Origin of the sequence: Pseudorhodoferax sp. LjRoot39 (genome assembly GCF_964253035.1) — a bacterium.
In the GTDB taxonomy this organism is placed as follows: Bacteria; Pseudomonadota; Gammaproteobacteria; order Burkholderiales; family Burkholderiaceae_C; genus Pseudorhodoferax.
Window position 1 is genome coordinate 4,065,861 of sequence record NZ_CAXUQL020000001.1, and the last position, 26,421, is coordinate 4,092,281.

The following is a 26,421-nucleotide window of genomic DNA, read 5'->3' on the forward strand; positions in this document are numbered from 1 at the left end:
TTCCTCATCCGGAGACATTCCATGACCGCAACCATTTCCCGCCGCCGGCAACTCGCCGCGGGCCTGGCCTTGTGCCTGTTCGGCAGTGCCGGTGCCCAGGCACAGCAGCCGCGCGAGGTGAAGGTGGGCTTCGTGCTGCCGCTGTCTGGCGGTGCCGCCACCATCGGCAACCAGACCAAGGTGGGTGCCGAGATCGCCATCGAACAGATCAACGCGGCCGGCGGCATCCGGGCGCTGGGCGGCGCCAGGCTGGTGCCGGTGTTCGCCGACAGCCAGTCCAAGCCCGATGTGGGCGTGGCCGAGACCGAGCGGTTGATCACGCGTGAGCAGGTGTCGGTGATGGTCGGGGCCTACAACAGCGCCGTCACTTTCCCGGCGACCGAAGTGGCCGAGCGCTACAAGACGCCCTGGCTGGTGACCGGCTCGGTGAAGGACGAGATCACCGAGCGCGGCTTCAAGTACGTGTTCCGGCCCAACAACATGGCCCTCTACGACGCCCGCGAGCAGATGGACGCGATCGACCTGCTGGCCAGGGAGAGCGGCAAGAAACCGCAGAACATCGGCCTGTTCTACGAGGGCACGGACTGGGGCCGCTCGCACAGCGCGGCCGTCAAGAAGCTGGCGCAGGAGCGTGGCTACAAGGTGGTGATGGACGAGTCCTACCCGCCCAACCAGTCCGACTTCTCGGCGCAGCTGCTGAAGGTGCGCGCGTCCAAGCCCGAGGCACTGGTGCTGGTCGCCTACACGCCCGACCACATCCTGTTCAGCCGCCAGTTCGCCGATGCCCGGCTCAACGTGCCCTATGGCATCCATTCGGTGGGTGGCGGCTCGGAAGACCCCTCGTTCTACAAGGCGGTGCCGCAACGCGCGGTGGAGTACCTGTTCGTGCAGGACGACTTCCAGGTCGACATCATGCAGGCCACCAAGGACCCGGCATCGCTGGACGCGGACAAGAAGTTCCAGCAGCGCATGGGCTACCCGCTCAACGCCTACGGCGCGCAGGGCGTCTCCAACGTCTACATCCTGAAGGACGTGTTCGAGCGCGCCGCGTCCAGCGAGCGCGAGAAGCTGCGCGAGGCACTGGCCGCGACCGACATCCGCAGCGGCACCGCACTGATCACCGGCTATGCCCGCGTCAGCTTCGACGCCAAGGGGCAGAACGTGGACGCGCATGGCGTGATCACGCAGAACCAGGGCGGCCAGCGCCGCACCGTGTGGCCGGCGGAGAACCGCGTTGCCGGCACCAGGCCGGTGTGGCCGCTGCCCGATTGGGCCCAGCGCTGAGGCAGGTCACGGGCACCGCGCCATGGACCCCCTCATCTTCTTCTACGCGCTGGTCAACGGCGTGCTGCAGGGCTGCATCTACGGCGGCATCGCCCTGGGGCTGAGCCTGATCTTCGGCGTGCTGCGCGTGATCAACTTCGCGCACGGCTCGTTCCTGATGGTGGCGATGTACGCCAGCTACACGCTGTGGTCGGCCTTCGGCGTGCACCCCTACCTGACGGCGCTGGTCACCATGCCGCTGCTGTACGGGCTGGGCTACTTCACGCAGAGCGCCGTCATCACGCCGCTGTTCCGGCGCGAGTCCACGCTGGTGGTCGAGCCGCTGGGCGCGCTGCTGCTGACCACTGGCGTCTACCTGGTCATGGACAACCTGGTGCTGATGGGCTATGGCCCGGACGTGCGCTCGGTCACGGTGGAGTTCGCCAGCGGCACCTTCGACATGGCCGGCCTGCCGGTCAGCGTGCCGCGCTTCGTCGGCTTCGCCGCCGCACTGCTGGTCGCCGCGGCGCTGTGGTGGGGCCTCAAGCACACCGACGTGGGCCGCCAGATCCGCGCCACGGCGCAGAACCGAGACGCGGCAGCCATGAGCGGCGTGAACGTCTACCGCGTCTACAGCCAGACCTTCGGCCTGGGCGCGGCGGTGCTGGGCCTGTTCGGTGCGCTGTTGGTGCCGTTCCTGTCGATCACGCCGACGGTGGGGCTGATGTTCGGCGTCAAGTCCTTCCTGGTGGTGGTGCTGGGCGGCATCGGCTCCATTCCGGGCTCCATCGTCGGCGGGCTGCTGCTGGGCGTGTTCGAGTCGTTCATGTCGCAGTTCGTGACCGCGACTTCGGCGGCGATGTTCTCTTTCCTGATCTTCATCGTCGTGCTGCTGTTCAGGCCCAATGGCCTGATGGGCAGCCGGCGCTGAAGGTCGCATGACGCAAAGCTTGCCATGCCATCCCTTCTGCACTTCTCCCATTCGCCGTCCACGTTGCTGCTCGGTGTTCCGCTGCTGCTGCTCGGCGCCGTGCTGCCGCTGGTGGTCAGCGATTCCTACACGCTGCACTCGCTGACCATGGTGCTGTACTTCGCGTACATGGCCACGGCCTGGAATTTCGTCTGCGGCTACGTGGGCCAGCTCTCGCTGGGCCACGCCGTGTTTGCCGGCCTGGCCGGCTACGTGACGGTGCTGCTGTTCACGCTGACCGGGCTGTCGCCCTGGCTGGGCATGCTGGCCGGCGGTGCGCTCGCGGCCGTGCTGTCGCTGGCCATCGGCTACCCGACCTTCAAGCTCAAGGGCCCGTACTTCACGCTGACGACCATCGCCTTCGCGGAGATCGTGCGCATCTGGTTCGAGAACACCGACGATTTCCTGGGCATCCCGCTCAAGGGCGCGCAGGGCCTGGTGGTGCCGCCCAGCCCGCTTGGCGCAGCGGTCTACCAGTTCGACGGCAAGCTGCCGTACTACTACATCGCGCTGGGCTTGCTGGCGTTGGCGCTGCTGGCCACTGTGGTGCTGGAGCGCTCGCGGCTGGGCTACTACCTCAAGGCCATCCGCGGCGACCAGAACGGCGCCGAGGCGCTGGGCGTGAACCCCACGCGCAGCTCGCTGGTGGCGCTGGCCATCAGCGCCTTCATGACGGGACTGGGCGGCGCCTTCTACGCGCAGTTCTTCCGCTACATCAACCCGGAGCGCAACATGGGGCTGGAGTTCTCGATCGACGTGGCGCTGATGGCCATCGTGGGCGGGCAGGGCACGGTGGTCGGGCCGCTGCTGGGCGCGCTGGTGCTGCACCCGATCGCCGAGCTCTCGCGTGCACATTTCGGCGGCCAGTTCCTGGGCCTGCACCTGGTGCTCTACGGCCTGATCCTGATCGCGGCGGTGCTGTACTTTCCCAAGGGCCTGATCGCGCCGCTGGACCGCTGGTTCCGGCGCCGGCTGCAGGCGCCGCGCCAGCCCGCGCCGGCCGCGTGGACCGCCTCCGGGGAGGTGCCGCGATGACGCAGACACAGGGCCCCGCGCTGCTGCGCGTGGAGGGCATCACCAAGCGCTTCGGCGGCCTGACCGCCGTGAACGAGGTGTCGTTCGAGCTGCGCCAGGGCGAGATCCTGGGCCTGCTCGGCCCCAACGGCGCGGGCAAGACCACGGCCTTCAACCTGATCGCCGGCTTCCTGCAGGCCGATGGCGGGCGCGTGCTGTTCGAGGGTCGCGACGTGGCGGGCCTGGCGCCCAGCAGCATCTGCCGCGCCGGCATCGCGCGCACCTTCCAGCTCTCGCGGCCGTTCGGCGGTCTGAGCGCGCTGGAGAACATCATGGTCGGCGCCTTCGCGCGGCTGGACGCCACGGCCAAGGCGCGCGAACTGGCGCGCGAGCTGCTGGACTTCCTGGGCCTGGCGTCGCGCGTCGACACCGATGCCAACGACCTCACGGCCTTCGACAAGCGCAAGCTGGAACTGGGCCGGGCGCTGGCCACGCAGCCGCGGCTGCTGCTGATGGACGAGGTGGTGGCCGGCGCCACGCCGGCGGAGGCGGCCGAGATGGTGGCGCTGGTGCGCAAGGTGCGCGACCGCGGCATCTCGGTGTTGATCGTCGAGCATGTGATGAAGGTGATCATGGGCCTGTCCGACCGCGTCATCGTGATGGACCAGGGCAGCCTGATCGCGAATGGCGAACCGCGCAGCGTGGTACAGGACCCGCGCGTGCTCGCCGCCTACTTTGGAGAAGGCTATGCCGGCACCGCTGTTTGAAGTCCGCGACCTGTGGTCCGGCTATGGCGAGCAGCAGGTGCTGCGCGGCATCGACATGGCGCTGGCACCCGGCACCATCACCGCGCTGATCGGTGCCAACGGGGCCGGCAAGACCACCTTCCTGCGCACCGTCTCCGGTTTGGTGCGGGCCACGCGCGGCAGCATCGTGCTGGACGGGCAGTCGCTGTTCGGCCAGCGGCCGCACCGCACGGTGGAGTACGGCTTCGTGCAGTCGCCCGAGGGCAAGCAGCTGTTCCCCGAGATGACGGTGCTGGAGAACCTGATGGTCGGCGCCTCCACACCCAAGGCGCGGGCGCGCCGGCAGCAGACGCTGGACGAGGTGTTCGCGCTGTTCCCGATCCTGGACGAGCGGCGCCTGCAGGTCGCCGGCACCATGTCGGGCGGCCAGCAGCAGATGGTGGCCGTGGGCCGCGCGCTGATGGCCTTGCCGCGCGTGCTGGCGCTGGACGAGCCCTCGCTGGGCCTGGCGCCCATCATGGTGGACCGGCTGTTCGAAGGCATCCGCAAGATCCGCACGCGCAACCTGGCGGTGCTGGTGATCGAGCAGAACGTGCAGATGGTGCTGAACATGGCCGACCAGGGCTATGTGCTGGAGAACGGCGCCATCGCCATGCACGGCAGTGGCAGCGAGCTGCTGCACAACCCCAGGCTGCGCGCCAGCTATCTGGGCCTCTAGCACCGGCGCACCACCGCATGCGGTGGTGTGCCTGAAAGAAAGATACACGATATATGAAAAAAGACCACCTGACCCGAGAGGAACTTCCATGTCTCAACTGAACGTGCCATTGGCACCCGCCGTCGCCGCCTTCGCGCCGACGCCCGAGCAACTGCGCCTGCTGCGCGACAAGGCGCGCTTCGTGCGCCTGGAGACGCTGCGGCTGATCGAGATCGCCAAGGTCGGCCACTACTCCTCGGTGTTCTCCTGCGCCGAGATCTTCGCCAGTCTCTACTACGACGTGATGGCGCTGCGCAAGGGCGAGCCGCGCTGGCCGCAGCGCGACCGCTTCCTGATGGGCAAGGGCCACGCGGCCGTGGGGCAGTTCCCCATCCTCGCGGAGTTCGGCTACATCAGCCAGGACGAACTGAACAGCTACACCCGGCTGGGCAGCCCGCTGGGCGACCACCCGGACATGACCAAGGTGCCGGGCATCGACTTCAGCTCCGGCTCCATCGGCCATGCGCTGTCGGGCGGCTGCGGCATGGCGCTGGGCGGGCGCATGGCGGGCCAGGACTTCAACGTCTTCGTGATGGTGGGCGACGGCGAGATGCAGGAAGGCCAGGTCTGGGAGGCCGCGCTGTTCGCGGCGCACCAGCGCCTGTCGCGCCTGGTCTGCATCGTCGACCGCAACGGCTACCAGCTCGACGGCAAGGTGGACGACGTGGTGGGCATCGAATCGCTGGCCGACAAGTGGCGCGCCTTCGGCTGGCAGGTGCACGAGGTCGACGGCCACGACCTGCACGCGCTGACGGCGCTGCTGCGCAGCCTGAAGGCCGACACCGCGCGCACCCAGCCGGCCTGCGTGATCGCGCGCACCGTCAAGGGCAAGGGCGTCTCGTACATGGAGACCGAGCCGGGCTGGCACCTGGGCTACCTGGCGCCCGAGGACGCGCGCCGCGCCGCCGAAGAAATCATGAGCAAGGAGATCTGAACATGAACGCACCCCTGCGCAATGCGCCGCTGAGCGCCGAGTCCTGGCAGTACCGGGCGCTGAACGCCATCACGCCCGGCCTGAACTACCTGTCCGACGCGCTGATCGAACTGGCGCAGGCCGGCCATCCGGTGGTGGCCGGTTCGGCCGACCTGCAGTACTCCAACGGGTTGAACAAGTTCGCCCAGGCCTACCCGGAGCGCTACGTGCAGTTCGGCATTTCCGAGCAGAACATGGTGACGGCCGCGGCCGGCCTGGCGACCACGGGTGTCATGCCGTTCGTGGCGACCTTCGCCTCGTTCCTCGGTCTGCTGTGCTGCGAGCAGATCCGCATGGACGTGGCCTACAGCCAGTTGCCGGTGCGGCTGATCGGCCACCACACCGGCATCTCGCTGGGCTTCTACGGCACCTCGCACCATGCGACGGAGGACATCGGCACCATGCGCTCGATTGCCGGGCTGACGGTGATCTCGCCGGCCGACGGCCCGCAACTGGCGGCCGCCATCAAGGCGTCGGTCGACTGGAAGCAGCCGATCTACTTCCGCATCGGCCGCGGCCGCGAGCCCGAGGTCTACGCCAAGGGCGCGCCTTTCGAGATCGGCAAGGCCATCGTGCATGCGGAGGGCGACGACCTCACGCTGATCGCCTGCGGGCTGGCCGTGCACGGATCGCTGCAGGCGGCCGAGCGCCTGCGGGCCGAAGGGCTCTCGGTCGGCGTGATCGACATGGCGACCATCAAGCCGCTGGACCGCGAGGCCGTGCTGCGCGCGGCAGCGCGCTCCAAACGGCTGATGACGGTGGAGGAGCACAACGTGCTCGGCGGCCTGGGCGCGGCCGTGGCCGAGGTGCTGGCCGACGAAGGCTGCGGCGTCAAGCTGCTGCGGCACGGCATCTACGACGAGTACAGCCTGATCGCGCCACCCACCCATCTGTACGCGCACTACCAGCTCGACGGCGAGGGCGTGGCGGCCGTGGCCCGCAAGGCGCTGGGCCGTGCAGCGGCGGAGGTGGCGGCATGACGATGCACCTGGTCCAGCACACGCCGGGTGGCGACGCGCGCACGCTGGTGCTGCGCGACGCACCGATCCCGGTGCCGGGCGACGACGAGATCCTGGTGCAGGTGGCCTACGCCGGCGTGAACCGCCCGGACGTGCTGCAGCGCATGGGCCTGTACAACCCGCCGCCCGATGCCAACCCCTACCTGGGCCTGGAGATCTCGGGCACGGTGCACGCCGTGGGCCGCGCGGTCACGCGCTGGCGTGTCGGCGACACCGTGTGCGCGCTGACGCACGGCGGCGGCTATGCCGAATACTGCCTGGTGGACGCGCGCCACGCGATGCCGGTGCCCGCCGGCCTCAGCCTGGCGCAGGCGGCGGCCCTGCCGGAGAACTACGTCACCGTCTGGGCCAACCTGTTCGCGCAGGGCATCGTGCGCGCGGGCAAGACGGTGCTGGTGCACGGTGCCAGCAGCGGCATCGGCATCACCGCCACGCAGCTCAGCGCGCAGCGCGGCGCCACGGTGTTCGCCACGGCCGGCAGCGACGACAAGCTGGCGATCTGCCGCGCCCATGGTGCGGCCGTGGCCATCAACTACCGCACGCAGGACTTCGAGCAGGCCGTGCGCGAGGCGACCGATGGGCGCGGGGTGGACGTGGTGCTCGACATGGTGGGCGGCGCCTATGTCGAGAAGAACCTGCGCGCGCTGGCGCTGGAGGGCACGCTGGTGCAGATCTCGTTCCTGCAGGGCAGCCAGATGCAGATCGACCTGGCGCCGGTGATGCTCAAGCGCCTGGTATGGACGGGCTCGACCCTGCGGGCGCGCACGGCGCAGAAGAAGGCCGAGTTGATCGCCGGGCTGGTGGACGCCTTCTGGCCCCTGCTGGCGCGCGGCCAGTGCCTGCCGCTGGTGCACACGGTCGTGCCGCTGGCCGAGGCCTGGCGTGCCCACGCACTCATGGAGAGCAGCCAGCACAGCGGCAAGATCCTGCTGGAGGTGAGGCCCGCAGGGTGATGCCTGCGCGTGCTTGTTTTGAAGGGAGGGCGATGCGGGGTATGCCGCGCTCGGCGTTCGGGAAACCGAGCGCGGGACGGTCGGACGTTCGACCGCCCGTGCGGCCGCTCAGGCGATGTCGTGTTCGCCGGGCGCGGCCTTGCGTCCCGTGACCATCGCCCGCACGAGGTTCTCGCGGTGCTGCCAGCTGGTGAACACCACGCCGGCCAGGTGCAGCACGACCAGGCCGACCATCAGCCAGCCCAGCACGAAGTGCGTCCAGTAGAGCCAGCCGTAGCCCCACAGCCAGTCCGTGGTGTAGAGCCAGCCCGACAGGCACAGCGCGGCGCAGCTGCCCAGCAGCGCCAGCACCATCCAGCCGCCGAGCGGGTTGTGGCCGAGGTGGCGCGGCGCCTGGCCGCGCCATACGCTCAAGGCATAGGCCCAGGTGGTGCGCGGCCCGCGCACGAACTCGGCGAAGCGGGCATGGCGGCTGGAGCCCAGGCCCCAGGCCAGCCGCAGCGCGACGATGGCGGCCACGGTGTAGCCGAGGTTCTCGTGCCAGCCGTCGGTGCGCCCGCCGGTCCACCAGGCCGTGGTGACGCACACGGCCAGGGCCCAGTGCAGGAGGCGCACCGGGCGGTCCCAGATCCTCAGCTCACTTTTCTTCGACACGCTCGAAGGTCTTGGGGTCGAAGAAGGCCTCGACGCGCTTGCCCTGCGGGTCCTTGCCGTAGACCTCGTAGCAGGTGTCGGTCTTCTCCATGCGGCGCACGGTCCAGCCGTCCTTGACGAGTTTTTCCTGCAACTCGGTGTGCGGGCGCCACTCGGCCTTGGGGTATTTGGTGCAGGTCACGTTGCCGTGGGCCAGGGCGTTGCCGGCCACCAGGGCCAGTGCCAGGGGCAGGGCGCGGGTGAAGAGGGTGGTCATGGAGGGCTCCTTGGAAACGGTGATCAGGTGACGGCCCAGCGCCGCACCAGGTTGTGGTAGATGCCCATGAGCTTGAGCACGCGCGGGTCCTGGGCGGTCAGCGTGGCGCTCAGCTCCTGGATGGTCTGGTCCAGGTCGTAGAGCTGGGTGCGGGAACGCTCGTCCTCGACCAGGCTTTCGACCCAGAAGAAGGACGCCACGCGCGCGCCGGCCGTGACCGGCGTCACGCGGTGCAGGCTGGTGGCGGGGTAGAGCACCATGTCGCCTGCAGCCAGCTTGACGGCCTGCACGCCGTAAGCGTCTTCGATCTCGAGCTCGCCGCCTTCGTACTCTTCGGGCTCGGCCAGGAACAGCGTGGCCGACAGGTCGCTGCGCAGGCTCTGGCCGCCCGGCAGCTGCAGGATGGCCGCGTCCACGTGCGCGCCGTATTGGCCGCCGCCCGTGTAGCGGTTGAATCTGGGCGGGTAGATGCGCTTGGGCAGGGCGGCCGAGACGAATTGCGGCGTCTCGGACAGGCGCCGCAGCAGGTGTTCGCCCAGTTGCTGGCCGATGGCGTCCTGCGCGCCGATCTGCTGGTTGTGCTTGACCTGGCGCGCTGCGCTGCCGGCGGTGGCGGCGCCGTCCTGCCAGTCGGCACGGTCCAGGTGGGCGCGGAACTGGCGGACTTCGTCAGGCGCGAGGACCTGGTCGATGGCGAGAAGCATGGATGGGTTCTCCAACGGAACAATGCCGGGCGGGCCCGGCATTGTTCCATCGGCGCGGATCAGAACTCGTAGTTCAGCGTCACGCGGGCGGCGCGGGCGTCGCCCTTGTACAGGAAGGCGCCCGAGCGGTAGACCGCCGTGTAGTAGTCCTTGTCGAAGGCGTTCAGCACGTTCAGGCGCACGTCGACGTGCTTGTTCACGCGGTAGCTGGCAAACAGGTCGTACACCGTGAACGAGGGCACGGGCTGCGAGCACACGCCGTTGGTGTAGCCGGCGCCGGTGTCGGGCTGGCCGCCGCAGCGGTTGCTCTCGTAACGCGCGATGGCGCCGACCGACAGGTCGGGCGTCAGCTGGTACTTGCCCTGCACGGTGACCGAGCGGTTGGCGAAGTTGGACAGCGGGTGACCGATGTTGGCAGCGGCGACCGACTGCAGCACCTTGGACTTCATGATGGCCAGGCCAGCCTGGACCTGGAATTTTTCCGTCACGTTGCCCGACAGGCCGAACTCGATGCCCTGCACGCGGTTCTTGCCGGTGTTGAACATTCCGGCGGAGTCGTAGCCGGTGCCTGCGGGCGCGGCTTCCATCACGTCCTTCTTGGTCGTGCGGAAGACGGCGGCCGTGAACAGCAGCTTGTCGTCCAGCAGGTTCCACTTGGTGCCGAGTTCGAAGTTCTGCGAGGTCTCGGGCTTGGCGCCGTCGGTGCGGCCGTTCAGGTCGACAACCAGACCGCCATAGCCGGCGCTGGTGCCCGTGTCGGACTCGCCGCCGTTGATGTCCTGCGCCGTGCCGTAGGCCGCGTAGACGATGCCCATGGGGTTGACCTTGTAGGTCACGCCCAGGTGGCCGTTGAACAGCGTCTTGTTGTAGCCGTAGTCGCCAGTCTGCACGCCGGTGGCAGGGGTGCGTGTAAGCAGGCTGAGGTCGGTGTAGTCGGCGCGCACGCCGCCGAACACGGTCCATTTGTCGGTCAGATCCACCGTGTCCATGGCGCTCAGCGCGAAGCTCTTGACCTGCCAGTCGCTGCCCCAGTTGCCCTTGGCGATGTTGCGGCCCAGCAGGTTGTTCAAGTCGGCGACGATGTTGCCGCCAGCGTCGAACATGCAGTAGGCGGGGGTGTTGGTCACCACGCCCGCCTGGGTGATCGCGCGCGCGATGCAGTTCGTGGCACCGGTGTTGGTGCTGGTGTAGCTGCCACGCTTGACCTTGTGGTCGGTGTACTCCAGTCCGAAGATGAACTCGTTCTTGGTGCCGGCGATCTGGGTGTCCCAGCGCAGGTTGGTCTGGTGCGCGAAGTACTTCACCTCCTGCCAGCCGTTGTGCGTGCTCAGCGACGCCGTGCTGTAGCCCGTGGTGGCGGCGGGAGAGGTGTAGCGCGTGGCCGCATTGGCACCCGTCACCACGTAGCCGTTGCTGGACTCGCCGTAGCGCGTCAGGCTGTTCACGGTCATGTTGGCGGCCGGCTTCCACTTGATGCGGGCCGTCAGCGTGTCCACGTCGGAGTTCAGGAAGTCCTGCGACTGGGCGTAGACGGGCACGCCGGTGGCAGGCCAGCGGTTGGGCAGGGTACCGGTCAGGTAGCTGCCCAGGTCAGGGTACTTGTCCTTGGCGCGCAGGCCGTAATAGTCCAGCGTGACCGACAGGTCGGCGCTGGCTTCCCACAGGCCGGACAGGGCCAGGCCGTTGCGTTCGCGCTTGGAGGGCGAGCGGTCGGGCACGCCCTCGCTGCCAACCAGCGCATTGACGCGCAGGGCGAACTGGTCGGTGAAGCCCTTGTTGGCGTCCAGCGTCAGGCGGCGGTGCTTGTCCGTGCCCAGGCCGACCGATGCGCGCGCGAAGTCGTAGTCCAGCGTCGCCTGCTTGGTGATGGCGTTGATGGCACCACCGGCACTGCCGCGGCCCGCGAAGCTGGAGTTCGGACCCTTGGTGATCTCGATCTGCTCGATCGCGAAGCTCTCGCGCGTGGTCATGCCGGGATCGCGCAGGCCGTCGACGAACACGTCGCTGCGCGCTTCCTGGCCACGGATGATGTAGCGGTCGCCGAAGGCATTGCCGTTCTCGCCGGTGCCCAGCGTGATCCCCGGCTGCGCCGCCAGGATCTGCTTGAGGTCGGTCACGCCGGCATCGTCGATGGCGTTCTTGGTGATGACCGAGATGGTCTGCGGCGTCTCGGCCAGTGGACGCGTGTGGCGCGTGTCGGCCGAGGTCTTGGCCTTGTAGGGCGCGCCGACCTCGGCATTGGGATTCGGGTCGATCTTGGTGGCCTGCACCTTGACCTCGTTCAGCGTGCCGCCGCTGGTGGTGGTCGTGGTCTGGGCCAGCGCGCCGAGCGGCAGCAGCATCGCGGTGGTCATGCCCAGCGCCATGGCGGGCGCAGCGGTGCGGGCGGCGCCGCGCAGGCTTTTCGGGATCTTGGTGTTTCGGCGCATGGTGTCTTCCTGTTGGCGTTGAATGAACGGGGCTCTCCTGCCTGCCGCACGGCTTGCGCAAAAGGGAACCGCACACCGAAAAAAAATCCATCCGGCCGCCGTGCTGCTGCAGCAGCGCGGAGCGGGGGAAGCTCAGAACGCCGTGCTCAACGCCAGCCGCAGCGTGCGCGGCGCGCCCGGCATGATGTTGTTGTTGCTGTGCGCGAACGCGTGGTAGCGCCGGTCCAGCAGGTTCTCGACGTTGGCCTGCACGCGCAGGCCGGGCGCGGGCGTGTAGTACAGCGCGGCGTCCACGCGCGCGTAGCCGGGCAGGCGCACGCTGTTGTCGGTGCTGGCGAAGACCATGCCGCGCAGGCTGGCGCCCAGGCCCAGGGCCCATTGCGGGTGCAGCGCCACGCGGTTCCACAGCGAGAGGCTGTGGCGCGGCACGTGCGGCATGACCGCGCCCGCCGGCGCGGCCGGCGACTGCGTGGCGCGCACGCGGCTGTCCTGCCAGGCATAGGCGCCCATCACCTGCCAGCCGGGCCGCCAATTGCCCGACAGGCCCAGCTCCAGGCCGCGCGTGCGCTGGCCGTCGATCAGGGTCTGGGTGTTGGTGGCCTGGTCCGTCACGCTCGCGTTGCGGCGGTCCAGCTGGTAGAGCACGGCGCTGGCTTGCAGGCCGGGGCTGGGGCGCCATTTGGCACCGAGTTCGTGGTTGACGAACTGCTCGGGGCGCAGGGCCTGGTTGCCCGGGTTCAGCCCGATGAGCTGCTCGCCCGCGCGTGGCGCGTAGCCCACGCTGCTGCCCAGGTACAGCGAGAGCGCTTCCTGCGGCTGCCAGAGCAGGGCGGCGCGCGGCGACCACAGCTGGTCCTGGCTGGACGGCGCGCGGTTCTGGGCGATGTCCTGCATGCGCACCGAGAGGCTGTCGTGCCGCAGGCCCAGCGTGGCCTGCCACTGGGGGGTGAAGCGGATCCTGTCCTGCAGGTACAGCGCGAACTGGCGCGCCTCGCTGCGGCTGTTGGGGTCGCCCGGCCGGCTGCGCCAGGTCAGCGGCACCCAGGACGTGGGTTGCGCCACCGGCAGGTAGAGCGTGGTGCTGCCGTCGGCGAAGAAACCGGTCTCGCGCCAGTTGTCGCCGGCCTGGCGCGACAGCTCGATGCCGGCCAGCAACTGGTGCTGCACGGCGCCCTGCATCCAGGACCAGGCCAGATCGGTCTGGCTGGCGGTGTTCTGGCGCCGCGTGCGGCTGTTGTGGGCCAGCAGGGCGACCTCGCGCCGGCCCGCGTTCTCGCGCACGCTGCCGGCGAACACGTTCTGGAAGAACTTGTCGTAGTCGGCATGGCGCAGGCGGCTCTGCAGGCGCAGGCCATCGCCGAGGTCGGCCTCGAACTGCGCGTTCAGCGCGTTCAGGCGCACCCAGGTGAAGCTGTCGTCGGGGTTGCCGAAGAAGGTGGCGCGGTCGGTGGCGAGCGGCCGGCCGTTCCAGGACGGGATGCCGCGGTCGTCCGTGCGCCGGTCCTGGAAATGCTCGTAGCCCAGGGTCAGCCGAGCCTGGCCGGGCAGGCGCCAGCGCACGACCGGGTTCACGCCCAGGCGGCGCAGCTGGAAGCCGTCGCGCCAGCCGGCCGATTCCTCGTAGAGCAGGTTCAGGCGCGAGGCCAGGTCGGGGCTGTGGGCCTGCGATGCGTCCAGCGTCACGCGGCGTTGCCGGTCCTCGCTGGTGGCCAGCACCAGTTCGCGCCGCGTGCTCCAGTCGGGCGCCTTGCTCACGCGGTTGATGAGGCCGGCCACCGCGCCGTGGCCGACCAGCATGGCGTCGGGCCCGCGCAGGGCTTCCACGCGCTCGACGTTGTAGAGGTCGCGGTAGTAGGGCATGTCGTCGCGCAGGCCGTCGACGAGGAAGGCGGCCGTGGTGCTGAGGCCGCGGAACACCGGCGTGTCGCGGTTGCCTTCGCCCTGGGCCGCGCCGACGCCGGGCACGTAGCGCAGCAGCTCGGCGATGTTCTGCACCGCCAGGTCGGCGATGAAGTCCTGTGTCAGCACCGTGAGCGACTGCGGCAGTTCCTGCAGCGGCGTGGCGCTGCGCGTGAGGGCCGGCGCGGCGGTGCTGGTGTAGGCCGGCGCATCGACGAAGGCGGGCGCGCGCACCGTCACCTGGGGCAGCACGGTGGGCGTGGTGGTGGCATCGGGGAGGCGGGCCGCGGGTGGCGGCGGTGTGGCGGCGGCCTGGCGCAGCGTGTAATGCGGGCCTTCCTGCACCAGCTCCAGGCCCGAGCCCTCCAGCAATTGGCCGAAGGCCTGCGGCAGCGCGTAGCGGCCCTGCACGCCGGGCGTGCTGCGCGCGTCCAGCAGGCGCGCATCCGCCGAGAACAGCACACCGGCCTCGGCCGCGAGCTGGGCCAGCGCGCGGCCCAGCGGACCGGCGGGAATGCGCCAGTCGCGCACCGTGGTGGCGGCGGGCTGTGCCCAGGCCGATGCAACGGCCAGCAGCAGGGCACAGGCGCTCAGGCGGCTTCGATGCGCACGAACCATGGCATGGGCCGGAACACGCGCACCGGCAGGCTGCGCTCCAGCGCCTGCCAGATCTGTTCGGGCTGGTCCAGCGGGTAGGCGCCGACCACGCGCAGCCCGGCCACCTCGGGCGCGCAGGCCAGGTGGCCGCGTCGGTGGCGCGCGAGTTCGGCCGCCAGCTCGACCAGGCGCATGCCATCGGCCACGAGCATGCCGCGTGTCCAGGCGTCGCCATGGGGTGGGGCGGCCTGGGCCGTGCCGGCGCTCTGGGCGTCGAAGCGCAGCTGCTGGCCGGCCGGCAGCAGCAGGTCCTGCGCCTGCGTGCGCGGCTGCACGCGCACCGCGCCTTCGAACACCGTCACCTGGCAGGCGCCGCCCTCGCGCCGCACGGAGAAGCGCGTGCCCTCGGGGCGCAGCCAGCCCGCGTCGAGCGCGACCTCGAAGGGCCGCGCCGGCTGCGCGCTGTCGGCCGCCGTGTCGATGCGCAGCTCGCCGCGCAGCAGTTGCAGCTGGCGTTGCCGGCCGTCGAAGGCCAGGCGCACGATGCTGTCGGTGTTGAGCCAGAGCCGGCTGCCGTCGGGCAGCAGGGCTTCGCGGCGTTCGCCCACGGCCGTGGCGTGGTCGGCCGTCCAGCGCTGCCAGCCCTGCTCGCGCAGGCCGGCAAAGGCCAGCAGGCCGCCGCCGGCGGCCACGCCCAGCAGCTTCAGGTGGCGGCGCCTGCTGCGGTCCAGCTGGCCGAAGGCGCTGCGCGTGGCGCGGCGGTCCAGCCGCGGCGCGAGGTGGTCGAAGCGGAGGCTCAGCGTCTCGACGCGGGCCCAGGCTTGCGCGTGGCGCGGGTCGGCCGCGAGCCACTGGCGCCAGCGCTGGCGTTCCGCCTCGCCCGCGCCGTCCTGCAGGGTTGCGAACCATTGGGCCGCCTCGCGCAGCACGGCCTCGGCCGCCTGCTCATGCATGCGGGTTCAGCAGCAGGCTGTGCATGGCCTGCGCCATGTATTTCTTGACCATGCGGTCGGAGACACCCAGTTCGGCCGCGATCTCGGCATAGCCCAGGCCATCCAGCCGCGCCATCAGGAAAGCCTGGCGCGCCTTCATCGACAGGCCGGCCAGCAGCGCATCGACCTGTTGCAGCGCCTCCAGCGCCAGGGCCTGCTCCTCGGGCGAGCCAGCCAGGGCCTGGCCCTGCGTGGCCAGCGCGTCCAGGTAGGCGCGCTCCAGCTCCAGCCGGCGCCAGTGCGAGACCACCAGCCCGTGCGCCACCGTGGTCAGGAAGGCGCGCGGCTCGCGCAGCGCGGCCGAGGCCTGCGACAGCAGCACCTTGAGGAAGGTGTCGTGCGTGAAGTCCTCGGCCTTGTGTGGGCAGCCCAGCTTGCGGTGCAGCAGCGTCTGCAGCCAGCTGCGGTGCTCGGCGTACAGGGAGCCGACGGACTCTGGGTGGGTGGGCTGCATGGCAGGGCGGAAAAGTACTGAAAACGTTTCTCATTCGATTCTATGGGCCACACCCGGGCGCACCGCCGCCGCTTGTGCCGGGTGTGACATCCATAAGACAGTGCGGCTGCTTGACCGGGCCGGCATGGGCTGGATAATGCTGTACGAATAACCAGTAAATTGAGTAAATCCCATGGCGTCCTCTTCCTTGCCGGAGCGGGCCGATATCTGGCGCGGCGATGCGCTGGGACTGGCCCCGGCCGCTGCCCTGCCCAGCGGCCACGCGGCGCTGGACGCCGAGTTGCCCGGCGGCGGCTGGCCCGCAGCCGGCCTGACCGAGCTGCTGCAAGCCCGCGCGGCCTGCCACGACTGGCGTGTGCTATTGCCGACGCTGGCGCGGCTGGCCTTGCCTGCGCGCGGCCCCGTGGCCCTGGTCGGTGCGCCCGAGGGCCTGCAGCCCTTCGCGCCGGCGCTGGCCGCGCAGGGCCTGCCGGCGACACAGCTGCTGTGGGTGCGGGCCGAGGAGGACAAGGCGCGGCTGTGGGCAGCCGAGCAGGCCGTGCGCTGCGCCGATGTGCCGGCCGTGCTGGCCTGGCTGCCGCGCGTGCGGGCCGACGGGCTGCGCCGGCTGCACCTGGCCGCGCTCGACCATGGCAAGCCGCTGTTCGCCTTCCGTCCGGCCGCAGCGCAGGCCGAATCCTCTCCGGCACCGCTGCGGCTGCGGCTGGAGGGCGAGGCGGCGCTGCAGGTGCTGGTGTTCAAGCGCCGCGGCCCCCCCATGGCCCGGCCGATCGCATTGCCGGCCGAGGCGCCGGCACTGGCTGCGCTGCTGGCACTGCGCCGGCGTGCCTGTCCTGCGCAGCCGGCCGTGCCAACCGAGACCCGCCATGGCCTGGATCGCCCTGTCACCGCCTGAGGAGCAGCTGCAGCCCTGGTGCTGGCAGGCGCTGCGCTTCACGCCGCGCGTGGCCGTGGACCAGGGCTGCGTGCTGCTGGAGGTGTCCGGCACGTTGCGGCTGTGGGGCGGCCTGCGCGCGCTACTCCAACAACTGCTGCAACCCGGTGCGCTGCAGCCCTGCCGCGCCTGGGCACGTGGCCGCACGGCCCTGGTGGCGCTGGCGCTGCTGCAGCTCAAGATCCGCGACCGCCAACCGCCAGCGCAGTTGCCAGACGGTCTGCCGCTGGACTCGCTGGCGGCCGCGGCACCAGCCCTGGCGGTGCTGGAGCGCACCGGCTGCCGCAGCTTCGGCGAACTGCGCGCGCTGCCGCGTGCCGGCGTGGCGCGCCGCTTCGGCGCCGCCTTGCTGGAGGCGCTGGACCAGGCCTACGGCGAGCGCCCGGCCGCGTACGACTGGTGCCTGCTGCCGCCCGTGTTCGACCAGAACCTGGAGCTGCCCGCCATCGCCACCGCCGCGCCCGAGCTGCTGTGGACCGGCCAGCGCCTGCTGGATGCGCTGCACACCTGGCTGCGCGCCGGCCAGCGCGGTGTGCTGGCGCTGGAGCTGGAGTGGACGCACGACCTGCGCCGGATCGACGGCCGCAGCCTGCCGCGCCTGGACCGCCTGCCCATCCGCACGGCCCGGCCCACGCAGGACATGGCGCACCTGTGCCGGCTGTTGCTGGAACACCTGCAGCACCGCAGCCTGGCCGCGCCGGCCAACCACCTGCGCCTGCGCACGCTGGAGGTGGCGCCGCTGCCCGGTGCCAGCGCCAGCCTGCTGCCCGAAGAGCGGCAGCAGGGCGAGCCCCTGCACGCGCTGGTCGAGCGCCTGGCCGCGCGCCTGGGCGCGGACCGCGTGCTGGTGCCCCGGCTCGTGGCCGACCACCGGCCCGAGTGCATGCAGCGCTGGGTGCCCGCACAGGAGGCGCAGCAGGGCGGCGCGCCGGCCGCCGAGACGCTGGCGCCCGACGCCGCGCTGTACCCGGCCTGGTTGCTGCGCGAGCCCTTGCCGCTGGAGATGGACCGGCAGGGCCAACCCGTCTTCCAGGGTCCGCTGCAGCTGCTGGCCAGGCCGCGCCGTGTGGATGGGGCGGGGTGGTGGGATCTGGACGCCGCCCAGCCTGCCATGCGCGATTACCGGCTGGCACGCAGCGCAAAACTGGGCCTGCTGTGGCTGTACAGCGAACGGCCGCACAGCGGCCAGGCCGAACCGCGCTGGTTCCTGCAGGGCGCCTATGCCTGATCCCTCGCGCAATGCCCAGGAGAAGGACGAAGAACGCGATCCCTGGAAATGGCCTTTGCCGCAGCCCGTGTCCGACCTGGCGGATCCGCTGGGCGATTACACCGAGCTGCATGCCTTGAGCAACTTCAGCTTCCAGCGCGGCGCCTCGCACCCGGCCGAGCTCGTGGTGCGGGCCTACCGCCTGGGCTACCGCGGGCTGGCGCTGACCGACGAATGCTCCGTGGCCGGCGTGGTGCGTGCGTACATGGCGCTCAAGGACTACGAGACCATGCTGGAAGAGGCGGAGCAAAAGACCGGGCAGGTCTACAAGCGTGATTTCCGGTTCCTGCCCGGCAGCGCGTTCGCCTTGCCCGGTTGCCGCCTCGTGGTGTTGCCGCACGACCTGACGGGCTGGGGCCAGCTGTGCGAACTGATCTCGCACGCGCGCCGGCACCAGGAAGTCGACAAGGGCGACTACCGCATCGGCTGGGACGACGACTGGGCCTCGCTGCGCAACTGCGAGATCCTTTGCGTGCCCGACCGCCATCCCGCGCCGGACCCGCTGCGGTTGCGCGCCACCTTGCGCCGGCTGCATGCGTGGTTCGGCCGACGGCTGTGGCTGGCGGTCGAACTCGCCGGCGCGGCCGACGACGCGCTGTGGCTGCGCCAACTGCGCCAGCTGTCCGCCCTGACCGGCGTGTCCCTGGTCGCGGCCGGCGGCGTGCTCATGCATGCGCGTTCGCGCAAACCCCTGCACGACGTGCTGACGGCCGTGCGCCTGGGCAAGCCCGTGGCCGACTGCGGCTTCGCGCTGGAACCCAATGCCGAGCGGCGGCTGCGCTCGCGCGTGACCTTGCGGCAGATCTATCCGCAAGAGCTGCTGGCGGCGACCGAGACCGTGCGCGAACGCTGCCGGTTCGACCTGAAGGAAATTGCTTACCGCTATCCGCAGGAAACCCTGCCGCCGGGCCGCACGCCGACCCAGGCCCTGCGCGAACTGACCTACGCCGAGGCCGCGCGGCTGCGCTATCCCGACGGCATGCCCCCGGACATCCGGCACAAGGTCGAGACGGAGCTGGCGCTCATCGCGGACTGCAGGTACGAGATGTTCTTCCTGACCGTGCACGACATCGTGCGCGAGGCGCGCCGCCTGGGCATCCTGTGCCAGGGCCGCGGCTCGGCCGCCAACTCGGTGGTCTGCTACTGCCTGGGCATCACGGCGGCCGACCCGCAGCTGTCGAGCCCGCTGATGGAGCGCTTCATCAGCAAGGAGCGCCAGAACGAGCCGCCCGACATCGATGTCGATTTCGAGCACGAGCGCCGCGAGGAGGTCATCCAGTACATCTACCGCAAGTACGGCGCCGACCGTGCCGCCATCGCCGCCGTGGTCATCAGCTACCGACGCCGCAGCGCCATCCGCGACGTGGGCGCGGCACTGGGCATTCCGGCCGCGCTCGTCGATGCCTTCGCCAAGGAGCACCACTGGTTCGACGCGGGCCTGATCGGCGAGCGCCTGCAAACCTTGCAGGAGACACTCCAGATCGACATCGACCCGCGCCGCGTGCTGCAGTGGGTGCTGCTGGCCGAGCAGTTGCGCGGCTTTCCGCGGCACCTGAGCCAGCATGTGGGCGGTTTCGTGCTGACCGAGGGCCGGCTCACCAGCCTCGTGCCGATCGAGAAGGCCGCCATGCAGGGTCGCTCCGTGATCCAGTGGGACAAGGACGACCTGGACCGCATGGGTCTCATGAAGGTCGATGTACTGGCCTTGGGCATGCTGACCGCGCTGCGCCGCTGCCTGGACTTCGTGAACCCGCTGCGCAGCCGGCAATGGGACCTGGCCGGCATCCCCATCGAGGATGCCGAGACCTACGACATGATCTGCCAGGCCGACACGGTCGGCGTGTTCCAGATCGAGAGCCGGGCGCAGATGTCCATGCTGCCGCGGCTGAAGCCGCGCGTGTTCTACGACCTGGTGGTCGAAGTGGCCATCGTGCGCCCCGGGCCGATCGGGGGCGGCATGGTGCACCCCTATCTGAAGGCCCGCGCGCAGCGTGACAAGGGCGAGCCCATCCACTACGAGAAACCCGCACTGATCCCCGCCTTGGAGCGCACCCTGGGCGTGCCCATCTTTCAAGAGCAGGTCATGCAGCTGGCCGTCATCGCCGCCGGCTTCACCAACGGCGAAGCCGACCGGCTGCGCCGCTCCATGGCCGCCTGGAAGAAGGAGGGCGACATCACACCCTGGCGCGAGCGGCTGATCGATGGCATGGTGGCCAGGGACTACAGCCCCGAATTCGCCGAACGCATCTACAAACAGGTCTGCGGCTTCGGCGAGTACGGTTTCCCCGAGAGCCACGCCTACAGCTTCGCCTTGCTGGCCTATGCCAGCAGCTGGTTCAAGTGCCACGAACCGGCGGCCTTCCTGGCCGCGCTGCTGAACTCCCAGCCCATGGGCTTTTACCCGCCGTCCCAGCTCGTGCAGGACGCCACACGCCACGGCGTCGCGGTGCGTGCGGCCGACGTGTCCTTCAGCGACTGGGACGCCACGCTGGAGGACGCGCCCGGCATGCGGGCGCAACCTGCCAAGGACAGCCGTCCGGCGGTGCGCCTGGGCCTGCGCCTGGTCAAGGCCTTCAACGAGAAGGCCGCCGAGCGCATCGTCCTGGCCCGCGCCGCCGGCCCCTTCGCCGATGTCGAAGACCTCTCGCTGCGCGCCGCGCTGGACCGGCGCGAACTCGATGCGCTGGCCGCGGCCGATGCCCTGCAATCCCTGGCCGGCCACCGCCGCCAGCAGGTCTGGGAGGCCGCCGCGCGCCACCGCGCGCCGGCCCTGCTGCGCGGCGCGCCCGTGCACGAGGCCCAGCTGTCGCTGCTGCCGGCCAAGGAGGGCGAGGAGATCCTGTTCGACTACGACGCCACGGGCCTCACGCTGCGCCGCCACCCGCTGGCCCTGCTGCGCGAGCGCCTGGTGCGCTGGCGCATCCTGAATGCCGCGCAGTTGAACGAACTGCCGCACGGCCGGCGCGTGCGCGCCTGCGGCCTGGTCACGGTGCGCCAGCAGCCCGGCACGGCCAAGGAAACCATCTTCGTGACGCTGGAGGACGAGACCGGCCCGGTCAACGTGATCGTCTGGAAGCGCGTGCGCGAGCAGCAGCGCGAACCGCTGCTCAAGGCGCGCCTGCTGGCCGTCGAAGGCCTGTGGCAGCGCGACGTGGACAGCGGCGGCCAGGTGCGCCACCTCGTGGCCGAGCGGCTGCGCGACCTCACGCCGCTGCTGGGCCGGCTGGGGCAGCAGCGCAGCCGCAGCCGGGATTTCCATTGAATGAAAAGACGCCGGGCGCCTGGTCTTTGGCGCGCAGCCGCGGGCATGCGTGTCTCGCGCGGCCTCCTGCCGCGGTGCGGGCCGGCGCATGGCGGAGCTCGGACGCGAACGGCAGGTGATCGCCACGATGAACAGCGCGCAGGCGATCGTGGAGGTGCTGCGCGGCAACCCGCACGTGTCCATCTGGTACCGCACCGTGGCGCGCGTGACGCGCCTGGACGACCCCGCCGCGCTGCGCATCCTGCCCCCTGTGCTTCGATCTGCTCACCGCGGAGATCGTCCTGTCGTGGGGCGACCAGACCCACGAGGACCGCTTCCATGTCTGGGCACGCCACGAGGTCGCGCGCATCGCATCGCAGCGGCTGACGCACACGGACAGCCTGCAATGGCCGACCGGCGGGGTCGGCTGAAAGGGGCCGTGCTGCTCAGCGCCCGGCGAACGCAGGCGCACGCCGCGCCGCCATGGCCGCCACGCCTTCCTTGAAGTCTGCTGTGGTGAACTGGCGGTTCTGCTCCGCGCTTTCCGTTGCCACGGCCTGGCGGATGGCCTCGACCAGCCCCGTGCGCAAGGTCTTGCGCGTGGAGACGACGGCCAGCGGCGCGGAGGTGGCGATCTCCTGTGCGAGCCGCACGGCCTCGGCGCGCACCTGGTCCTGCGCCACCAGCACGTCGACCAGGCCCATGGCCTGCGCCTCGTCGCCACCGATGCGCCGGCCCGTATAGAACAGCAGCGCGGCCTGCTGCGGCCCGACCAGCCGGGGCAGCGTGACCGACAGGCCGAAGCCCGGGTGGAAGCCCAGCCGGTTGAAGTTGGCCGAGAAGCGCGCTTCGGCGCAGGCCACGCGGAAATCGGCCACCAGCGCCAGGCCCAGCCCGCCGCCGATGGCCGGGCCGTGCACGGCCGCCACCACCGGCTTGGCGCAGGCGAACAGGCGCAGCGCCTCGTGGTAGAGCGGGTTGACCGCGCGCGGGCTCTTGTGCACGGCCGCGCCGTCGTCGCGCGCGAAGTTGGCGCCGGCGCAGAAGGCCGAGCCCTCGGCCGCCAGCACGATGGCGCGGCAGGCCGGGTCGGCGTCCAGCGCCTCGAAGGTGTCGGCCAGGCCGCTGATGAGCGCGGTGTCGAAGAAGTTGTGCGGCGGGCGGCGCATCTCGACGAGGGCCACGTGGCCCTCCATGTGCACGGCGATGTCGTCGAAGCGGGGCAGGGTGGTGGTCATGTGTTCAAGTCTCCAGGTTTTGGGTGTTCAACTGCGCTGGCGGCGGTGGGCGTCCCAGTGGCCGTCGTCCCAGTCCAGCAGGTCTTCGGCGCCGGAGGTGCGAAGGTGCGCGCCGCCGTCGATGGCGATGGTCTCGCCGTTGATGTAGGCCGCGCCGTCGCTCACCAGGAAGGCGGCCAGGTCGGCCAGTTCGCCCGCCTTCCCGTGCCGGCCCAGTGGCACGCGCCGTGTCACATCCGCGCCGGGCCGGCGGCCTTCGGGCATCAGCTGGCGCTGCGTGGCATCGGTCGGGAACGAGCCCGGCGCGATGGCCACCAGGCGGATGCCGCGCGGCCCCCATTCCACGGCCAGGCTGCGCGTCATGGCCTGCAGGCCGGACTTGGCCATGGCCGAGGGCACGGTGAAGGCCCGGCCCGTGCGCACCGAGGTCGACAGGATGCTCAGCACGCAGCCGCGCCGGCCCGCGTCGATCCAGCGCCGGCCCGCTTCCAGCGTGCAGTAGGCCGCGCCGTGCAGCGTGGGGCCGAGGATGGCGTCCAGTGCGCGCGGCGACAGGCGCTCGGTCTGCGCGATGAAGGTGGCGGCGGCGTTGTTGACCAGCGCGTCCAGCGGGCCGCGCGCCCAGATGCGCTCGAACATCTGTTCCACCTGGCCGGCGTCGCGCAGGTCGCAGACCTCGGTCTCGGCCGCGGTGGCCAGGCCGGCCGCGGCGGCGCTCAGCACCTCGCCGCGCCGCCCGCACAGCACGGGCGTGGCGCCCAGTTCGGCGAAGCGCGTGGCCATGGCCAGGCCCAGGCCCGTGCCGCCGCCGGTGACGAGGATGCGCCGGCCCTGCAGCAGCTGCGGGGCCAGCACGGTGGGGGTGGTGTCAGGCATGTTGGGCTCCTTGCAACAGTGCGCGCAGCTGCGGCACGACCTCGTCGACCGCGCGTTCGAGCTGGGTGATGAGGCCGCCCACGCCGACGGCGAAGCTGGCACCGCCCATGCCGCCCGGCGCAGCGACGGCGACGATGCCGATGCCCTCGGTCACCACGCCCTTGGAGAACGCGTAGCCCTGGCGCCGCACTTCTTCCACGCGCTCCTTCACGAACTCCGCCTCCACCGCCTGGCCGCCCGCCTGCAGCCGCTGGTTGCTGCGGTGCACCGCGCGGGCCAGGTGCTCGTCGCTGCCCTCGGCCAGCAGGGCCCAGCCCATGCCGGACATGCACAGCAGGCGCCGCGTGCCGGGCTGCACGTTGAACTGCACCGCGCGCGTGCCCAGGACCACGTGCACGTACTGCGCGTAGATGTCGTTCTCCACGCCCAGGATGGCCGTGAAGCCGGTGCTCTGCGCGATCCCGGACAGCGCCTGGAACACCCGGCCGCCCTGGAACATGCTGTCCATCACCCAGTCGCCGATGGAGGCCAGCCTGGGCGAGGCGATGTAGGCGCGCAGCCCCGAGTCATAGCGCAGGTAGCCCAGCGTGGCGATGCTCTTGAGCAGCACCTGCGCGCTGGACAGCGGGTAGTTCAGCTTCTCGGAGATCTCGCGCACCGTGACCGGCCGGCGCACCTCGCGCAGGTACTCCAGCACCTCGAACACACGCCCCGCCGTCTTGATGACCGATTGCTCCATGCCTGCCCCGTTGTGGTCCACTGCCGGCCTCGCGACCCGGTCGTCCAGCACAGCGGCGGCGATGCTAGCGCAGACGGCCACCGAGCAGCTCCCGGGCGACGACCCAGCGGTGCACCTCGCTCGGCCCCTCGTACACGCGCATCAGGCGCGTCTCGTTGGCCATCTGCTGCAGCGGCATTTCCTTGGTCATGCCCATGGCGCCGAAGGCCTGCATGGCCATGTCGATCACGTCCCAGGCCATCTCGGTGGCGTAGACCTTGATCATGGAGACCTGGGTGCGCGCCTCGTCGCCGCGGTCGATGCGCGCGGCGGCCTCGTAGGTCATGAGCCGGCAGGCGTGGATGCGGGTGGCGGCGTCGGCCACGCCCCACTGCAGGCTTTGCCGCTCGGACAGCGCGGCGCCGAAGGTGCGCCGCTGCGGCGCGAATTCGCAGACCATGTCCAGCGCGCGCTGGGCGCGGCCGATGCACCAGGCCGCCATCTGCACACGCCGGCTCGACAGCCGCGCCTGCATGGGGCCGAAGCCGCCGCCCTCGGCGCCCAGCAGCTGCGTAGCCGGCACGCGGCAGTCTTCCAGCCGGATCTCGTAGGTCGAGACACCGCCCAGCATGGGGATGCGCCGCTCGATGTGCAGGCCCGGCGTGTCCTTGTCCACGATGAAGGCCGAGATGCCGCCGCGCGCGCCCAGCGCCTTGTCGGTCACGGCCATCACGATGGTCCAGTCGGCCCGCGCGGCGCGGCTGATCCAGATCTTGCGGCCGTTCAGCACCCAGTGGTCGCCGTCGCGCACGGCGCGCGTGGCCATGCCGGCCGGGTCGGCGCCCGCGCCGGGCTCGGAGATGGCGATGGCCGAGACCGTCTCGCCGCGTGCGTAGGGCGCCAGGTAGCGCTCGCGCTGGGCCGCGTCGGCGGTCTTCAGCAGCATGCGCAGGTTGGGCGAATCGGGCGGCAGGTCGTAGGGCGTGATGGTGCGGCCCAGTTCTTCGTTGACGCCGACCATGGCCGTCACGGGCAGGTCGTAGCCGCCCATCTCGGCCGGCGCGTCCAGGCCCCACAGGCCGAGCGCGCGGGACTGTTCGTCGAGCCTGCGGTGCTCGTCGTCCTGCAACTGCAGCCCGCCGCCGGCGGCCTCGCGCGCCAGCACGGCGGGCTCCAGCGGCAGCAGCGATTCGCGCACGAAGCGGCCCACGAGATCCTTGAGCACGCGGTGGTCTTCCTCCAGCTCGAAGTTCATGCGGCCTCCTGGGGTGCCGGGGTCAAGGCGTCGATGGCCGTGGGCGCCAGGCCCGCCTCCTGCAGCACCTCGCGCGTGTGCTGGCCGATGGTGGGCGCGGGGCGGTACACGCGCGTGGGCGTGGCCGAGAAGCGGGTGGTCGGCCGCAGCTGGCGCACCGGGCCTTCGGTGGGGTGCTCGGCATCCTCGAACAGGCCCACGGCCTGCAGCTGCGGATGGTTGGGCAGTTCGTCCAGCGTGTAGATCGGCGTGGCCGGGATGTCCAGCCGCTCGCACAGCGCCATCCACTGCGCGGTGGTGCGCTGCGGCGTGAGTTCGCGCAGCTGCGCGTACAGCGCCCGCACCTGGGCGTTGCGCGCGTGCCGGTCGCGGATGCTGAATTTCTCCGCCAGGTCGGGCCGGTCCACGTCGGCGAAGAAGGCGATCCAGTGGCGTTCGGTGTAGGGCAGCATGCTGATCCACCCGTCGCGCGTGCGGGCGGGCTGGCGCCCGCCCTGCAGCAGCCGCGGGTAGCCGGCCGGCACGGCTGAGCCGCGGAAGGTCAGTCCGCCCATGTGCTCGGCCAGCACGAAGGCGGCCATGGTCTCCAGCATCGGCACCTCCACGTACTGGCCGGCGCCGCGGCGGCTCTTGTGCAGCAGCGCGGCCATCACGGCGTTGGCCACCACCAGGCCGCAGGTCTTGTCGGCGATCAGGCTGGCGGTGTAGGCCGGGGTTTCGCCGCCTTCTGCGCCCAGGCTGGCCAGGCCGCAGCCGGCCTGCACGATGTCGTCGAAGGCCGGTTTGTCGCGGTGCGGGCCGGCCTGGTCGAAGCCCACGGCCGCGCAGTAGACGATGCCGGGGTTCAGCGCCGCCACGGCCGCGTAGCCCAGGCCCAGCCGCTCGATGGCGGCTACGCGCATGTTGTGCACCAGCACGTCGACGGTGGGCACCAGCGCCAGCAGCGCGGCCCGGCCCTCGGGCGTCTTGAGGTCCAGCGCTACCGAGCGCTTGTTGCGGTTCACGGCCAGGAAGATCGAGCTCATGCCCGGGCGCTGCGAGATGCCGTTGGCCCGCATCATGTCGCCCTCGGGCGGCTCGATCTTGATCACGTCGGCGCCGTAGTCGGCCAGCGTCTGCGTGGCCAGCGGGCCGAGCACCACGGCCGTGAGGTCGAGCACGCGGATGCCCTGCAGCGGGCCGGTGGGGGAGGTGGGAGTGGTGGTCATGGTG

At 70.8% G+C, this 26,421-nt stretch carries 23 protein-coding genes; 11 read left to right on the forward strand and 12 right to left on the reverse strand.

Annotation, left to right across the window (positions count from 1 at the left end; all coding sequences use genetic code 11):
* The first annotated feature begins 21 nt into the window (after positions 1-21).
* From ACSQ4M_RS18950 to ACSQ4M_RS18985, 8 genes are all read left to right on the forward strand, one after another.
* Entirely contained in the window at positions 22-1,284 is a 1,263-nt protein-coding gene (locus ACSQ4M_RS18950; RefSeq protein WP_436190973.1) for an ABC transporter substrate-binding protein, read from the forward strand.
* Positions 1,285-1,306: 22 nt separating this feature from the next.
* Positions 1,307-2,194 (forward strand): branched-chain amino acid ABC transporter permease, encoded by an 888-nt coding sequence (locus ACSQ4M_RS18955; RefSeq protein ID WP_436190974.1) that lies wholly within the window; start codon positions 1,307-1,309, stop codon positions 2,192-2,194.
* A gap of 24 nt (positions 2,195-2,218) precedes the next feature.
* The gene (locus ACSQ4M_RS18960; RefSeq protein ID WP_436190975.1) at positions 2,219-3,268 is read left to right on the forward strand and encodes a branched-chain amino acid ABC transporter permease; all 1,050 of its coding nucleotides are present in this window, start codon (positions 2,219-2,221) and stop codon (positions 3,266-3,268) included.
* Positions 3,265-4,014 (forward strand): ABC transporter ATP-binding protein, encoded by a 750-nt coding sequence (locus ACSQ4M_RS18965; RefSeq protein WP_436190976.1) that lies wholly within the window; start codon positions 3,265-3,267, stop codon positions 4,012-4,014. The genes ACSQ4M_RS18960 and ACSQ4M_RS18965 overlap by 4 nt, the downstream gene beginning before the upstream one ends.
* Positions 3,995-4,711, forward strand: a complete 717-nt coding sequence (locus ACSQ4M_RS18970) for an ABC transporter ATP-binding protein (protein WP_436190977.1) — start codon at positions 3,995-3,997, stop codon at positions 4,709-4,711. Before ACSQ4M_RS18965 ends, ACSQ4M_RS18970 begins: the two co-directional genes overlap by 20 nt.
* Positions 4,712-4,868: 157 nt before the next feature.
* Complete coding sequence (locus tag ACSQ4M_RS18975; RefSeq protein ID WP_436194044.1) at positions 4,869-5,684, forward strand: transketolase; 816 nt, start codon at positions 4,869-4,871, stop codon at positions 5,682-5,684.
* 2 nt (positions 5,685-5,686) lie between these two features.
* The gene (locus ACSQ4M_RS18980; protein ID WP_436190978.1) at positions 5,687-6,703 is read left to right on the forward strand and encodes a transketolase family protein; all 1,017 of its coding nucleotides are present in this window, start codon (positions 5,687-5,689) and stop codon (positions 6,701-6,703) included.
* Positions 6,700-7,695 (forward strand): NAD(P)H-quinone oxidoreductase, encoded by a 996-nt coding sequence (locus tag ACSQ4M_RS18985; protein WP_436190979.1) that lies wholly within the window; start codon positions 6,700-6,702, stop codon positions 7,693-7,695. Before ACSQ4M_RS18980 ends, ACSQ4M_RS18985 begins: the two co-directional genes overlap by 4 nt.
* Before the next feature lie 108 nt (positions 7,696-7,803).
* Here the strand turns inward: ACSQ4M_RS18985 and ACSQ4M_RS18990 are convergent, their stop codons facing one another.
* From ACSQ4M_RS18990 to ACSQ4M_RS19020, 7 genes are all read right to left on the reverse strand, one after another.
* Positions 7,804-8,310, reverse strand: coding sequence for a cytochrome b/b6 domain-containing protein (locus tag ACSQ4M_RS18990; protein WP_436190980.1), 507 nt, complete (start codon positions 8,308-8,310; stop codon positions 7,804-7,806).
* 22 nt (positions 8,311-8,332) lie between these two features.
* On the reverse strand, positions 8,333-8,605 hold the full coding sequence (locus ACSQ4M_RS18995; RefSeq protein WP_436190981.1) for a PepSY domain-containing protein: 273 nt from the start codon (positions 8,603-8,605) through the stop codon (positions 8,333-8,335).
* A gap of 23 nt (positions 8,606-8,628) precedes the next feature.
* Complete coding sequence (locus ACSQ4M_RS19000) at positions 8,629-9,309, reverse strand: Fe2+-dependent dioxygenase (protein WP_436190982.1); 681 nt, start codon at positions 9,307-9,309, stop codon at positions 8,629-8,631.
* 59 nt (positions 9,310-9,368) lie between these two features.
* Positions 9,369-11,738 (reverse strand): TonB-dependent receptor, encoded by a 2,370-nt coding sequence (locus tag ACSQ4M_RS19005; protein ID WP_436190983.1) that lies wholly within the window; start codon positions 11,736-11,738, stop codon positions 9,369-9,371.
* Between the two features lie 132 nt (positions 11,739-11,870).
* Positions 11,871-14,255, reverse strand: a complete 2,385-nt coding sequence (locus tag ACSQ4M_RS19010; RefSeq protein ID WP_436190984.1) for a TonB-dependent siderophore receptor — start codon at positions 14,253-14,255, stop codon at positions 11,871-11,873.
* The gene (locus tag ACSQ4M_RS19015; protein ID WP_436190985.1) at positions 14,228-15,187 is read right to left on the reverse strand and encodes a FecR family protein; all 960 of its coding nucleotides are present in this window, start codon (positions 15,185-15,187) and stop codon (positions 14,228-14,230) included. Before ACSQ4M_RS19015 ends, ACSQ4M_RS19010 begins: the two co-directional genes overlap by 28 nt.
* Positions 15,180-15,680, reverse strand: a complete 501-nt coding sequence (locus ACSQ4M_RS19020) for a sigma-70 family RNA polymerase sigma factor (RefSeq protein ID WP_436190986.1) — start codon at positions 15,678-15,680, stop codon at positions 15,180-15,182. The genes ACSQ4M_RS19015 and ACSQ4M_RS19020 overlap by 8 nt, the downstream gene beginning before the upstream one ends.
* Before the next feature lie 172 nt (positions 15,681-15,852).
* Here ACSQ4M_RS19020 and imuA point away from each other — a divergent pair, with 172 nt between their 5' ends.
* Genes imuA through ACSQ4M_RS19035 form a run of 3 tightly spaced genes read left to right on the forward strand, consistent with a single transcriptional unit; the run spans position 15,853 to position 21,143 of the window.
* Positions 15,853-16,575, forward strand: a complete 723-nt coding sequence (gene imuA, locus ACSQ4M_RS19025; RefSeq protein WP_436190987.1) for a translesion DNA synthesis-associated protein ImuA — start codon at positions 15,853-15,855, stop codon at positions 16,573-16,575.
* Positions 16,547-17,842 (forward strand): DNA polymerase Y family protein, encoded by a 1,296-nt coding sequence (locus tag ACSQ4M_RS19030; RefSeq protein WP_436190988.1) that lies wholly within the window; start codon positions 16,547-16,549, stop codon positions 17,840-17,842. The genes imuA and ACSQ4M_RS19030 overlap by 29 nt, the downstream gene beginning before the upstream one ends.
* On the forward strand, positions 17,835-21,143 hold the full coding sequence (locus tag ACSQ4M_RS19035) for an error-prone DNA polymerase (protein WP_436190989.1): 3,309 nt from the start codon (positions 17,835-17,837) through the stop codon (positions 21,141-21,143). The genes ACSQ4M_RS19030 and ACSQ4M_RS19035 overlap by 8 nt, the downstream gene beginning before the upstream one ends.
* A 425-nt stretch (positions 21,144-21,568) precedes the next feature.
* Here ACSQ4M_RS19035 and ACSQ4M_RS19040 read toward each other — a convergent pair whose 3' ends face one another.
* From ACSQ4M_RS19040 to ACSQ4M_RS19060, 5 genes are read right to left on the reverse strand one after another with little or no spacing between them, the layout of a single operon-like run.
* The gene (locus ACSQ4M_RS19040; RefSeq protein ID WP_436190990.1) at positions 21,569-22,360 is read right to left on the reverse strand and encodes an enoyl-CoA hydratase/isomerase family protein; all 792 of its coding nucleotides are present in this window, start codon (positions 22,358-22,360) and stop codon (positions 21,569-21,571) included.
* Between the two features lie 27 nt (positions 22,361-22,387).
* Entirely contained in the window at positions 22,388-23,236 is an 849-nt protein-coding gene (locus ACSQ4M_RS19045) for an SDR family oxidoreductase (protein ID WP_436190991.1), read from the reverse strand.
* Positions 23,229-24,056 carry an IclR family transcriptional regulator gene (locus ACSQ4M_RS19050; RefSeq protein WP_436190992.1) on the reverse strand — a complete coding sequence of 276 codons (828 nt, stop codon included), beginning with the start codon at positions 24,054-24,056 and terminating at the stop codon, positions 23,229-23,231. Before ACSQ4M_RS19050 ends, ACSQ4M_RS19045 begins: the two co-directional genes overlap by 8 nt.
* A complete protein-coding gene (locus ACSQ4M_RS19055) occupies positions 24,040-25,209 on the reverse strand; it encodes an acyl-CoA dehydrogenase family protein (RefSeq protein ID WP_436190993.1) in 1,170 nt (389 codons plus the stop codon). Before ACSQ4M_RS19055 ends, ACSQ4M_RS19050 begins: the two co-directional genes overlap by 17 nt.
* Complete coding sequence (locus tag ACSQ4M_RS19060) at positions 25,206-26,417, reverse strand: CaiB/BaiF CoA transferase family protein (RefSeq protein WP_436190994.1); 1,212 nt, start codon at positions 26,415-26,417, stop codon at positions 25,206-25,208. Before ACSQ4M_RS19060 ends, ACSQ4M_RS19055 begins: the two co-directional genes overlap by 4 nt.
* Positions 26,418-26,421: the final 4 nt, after the last annotated feature.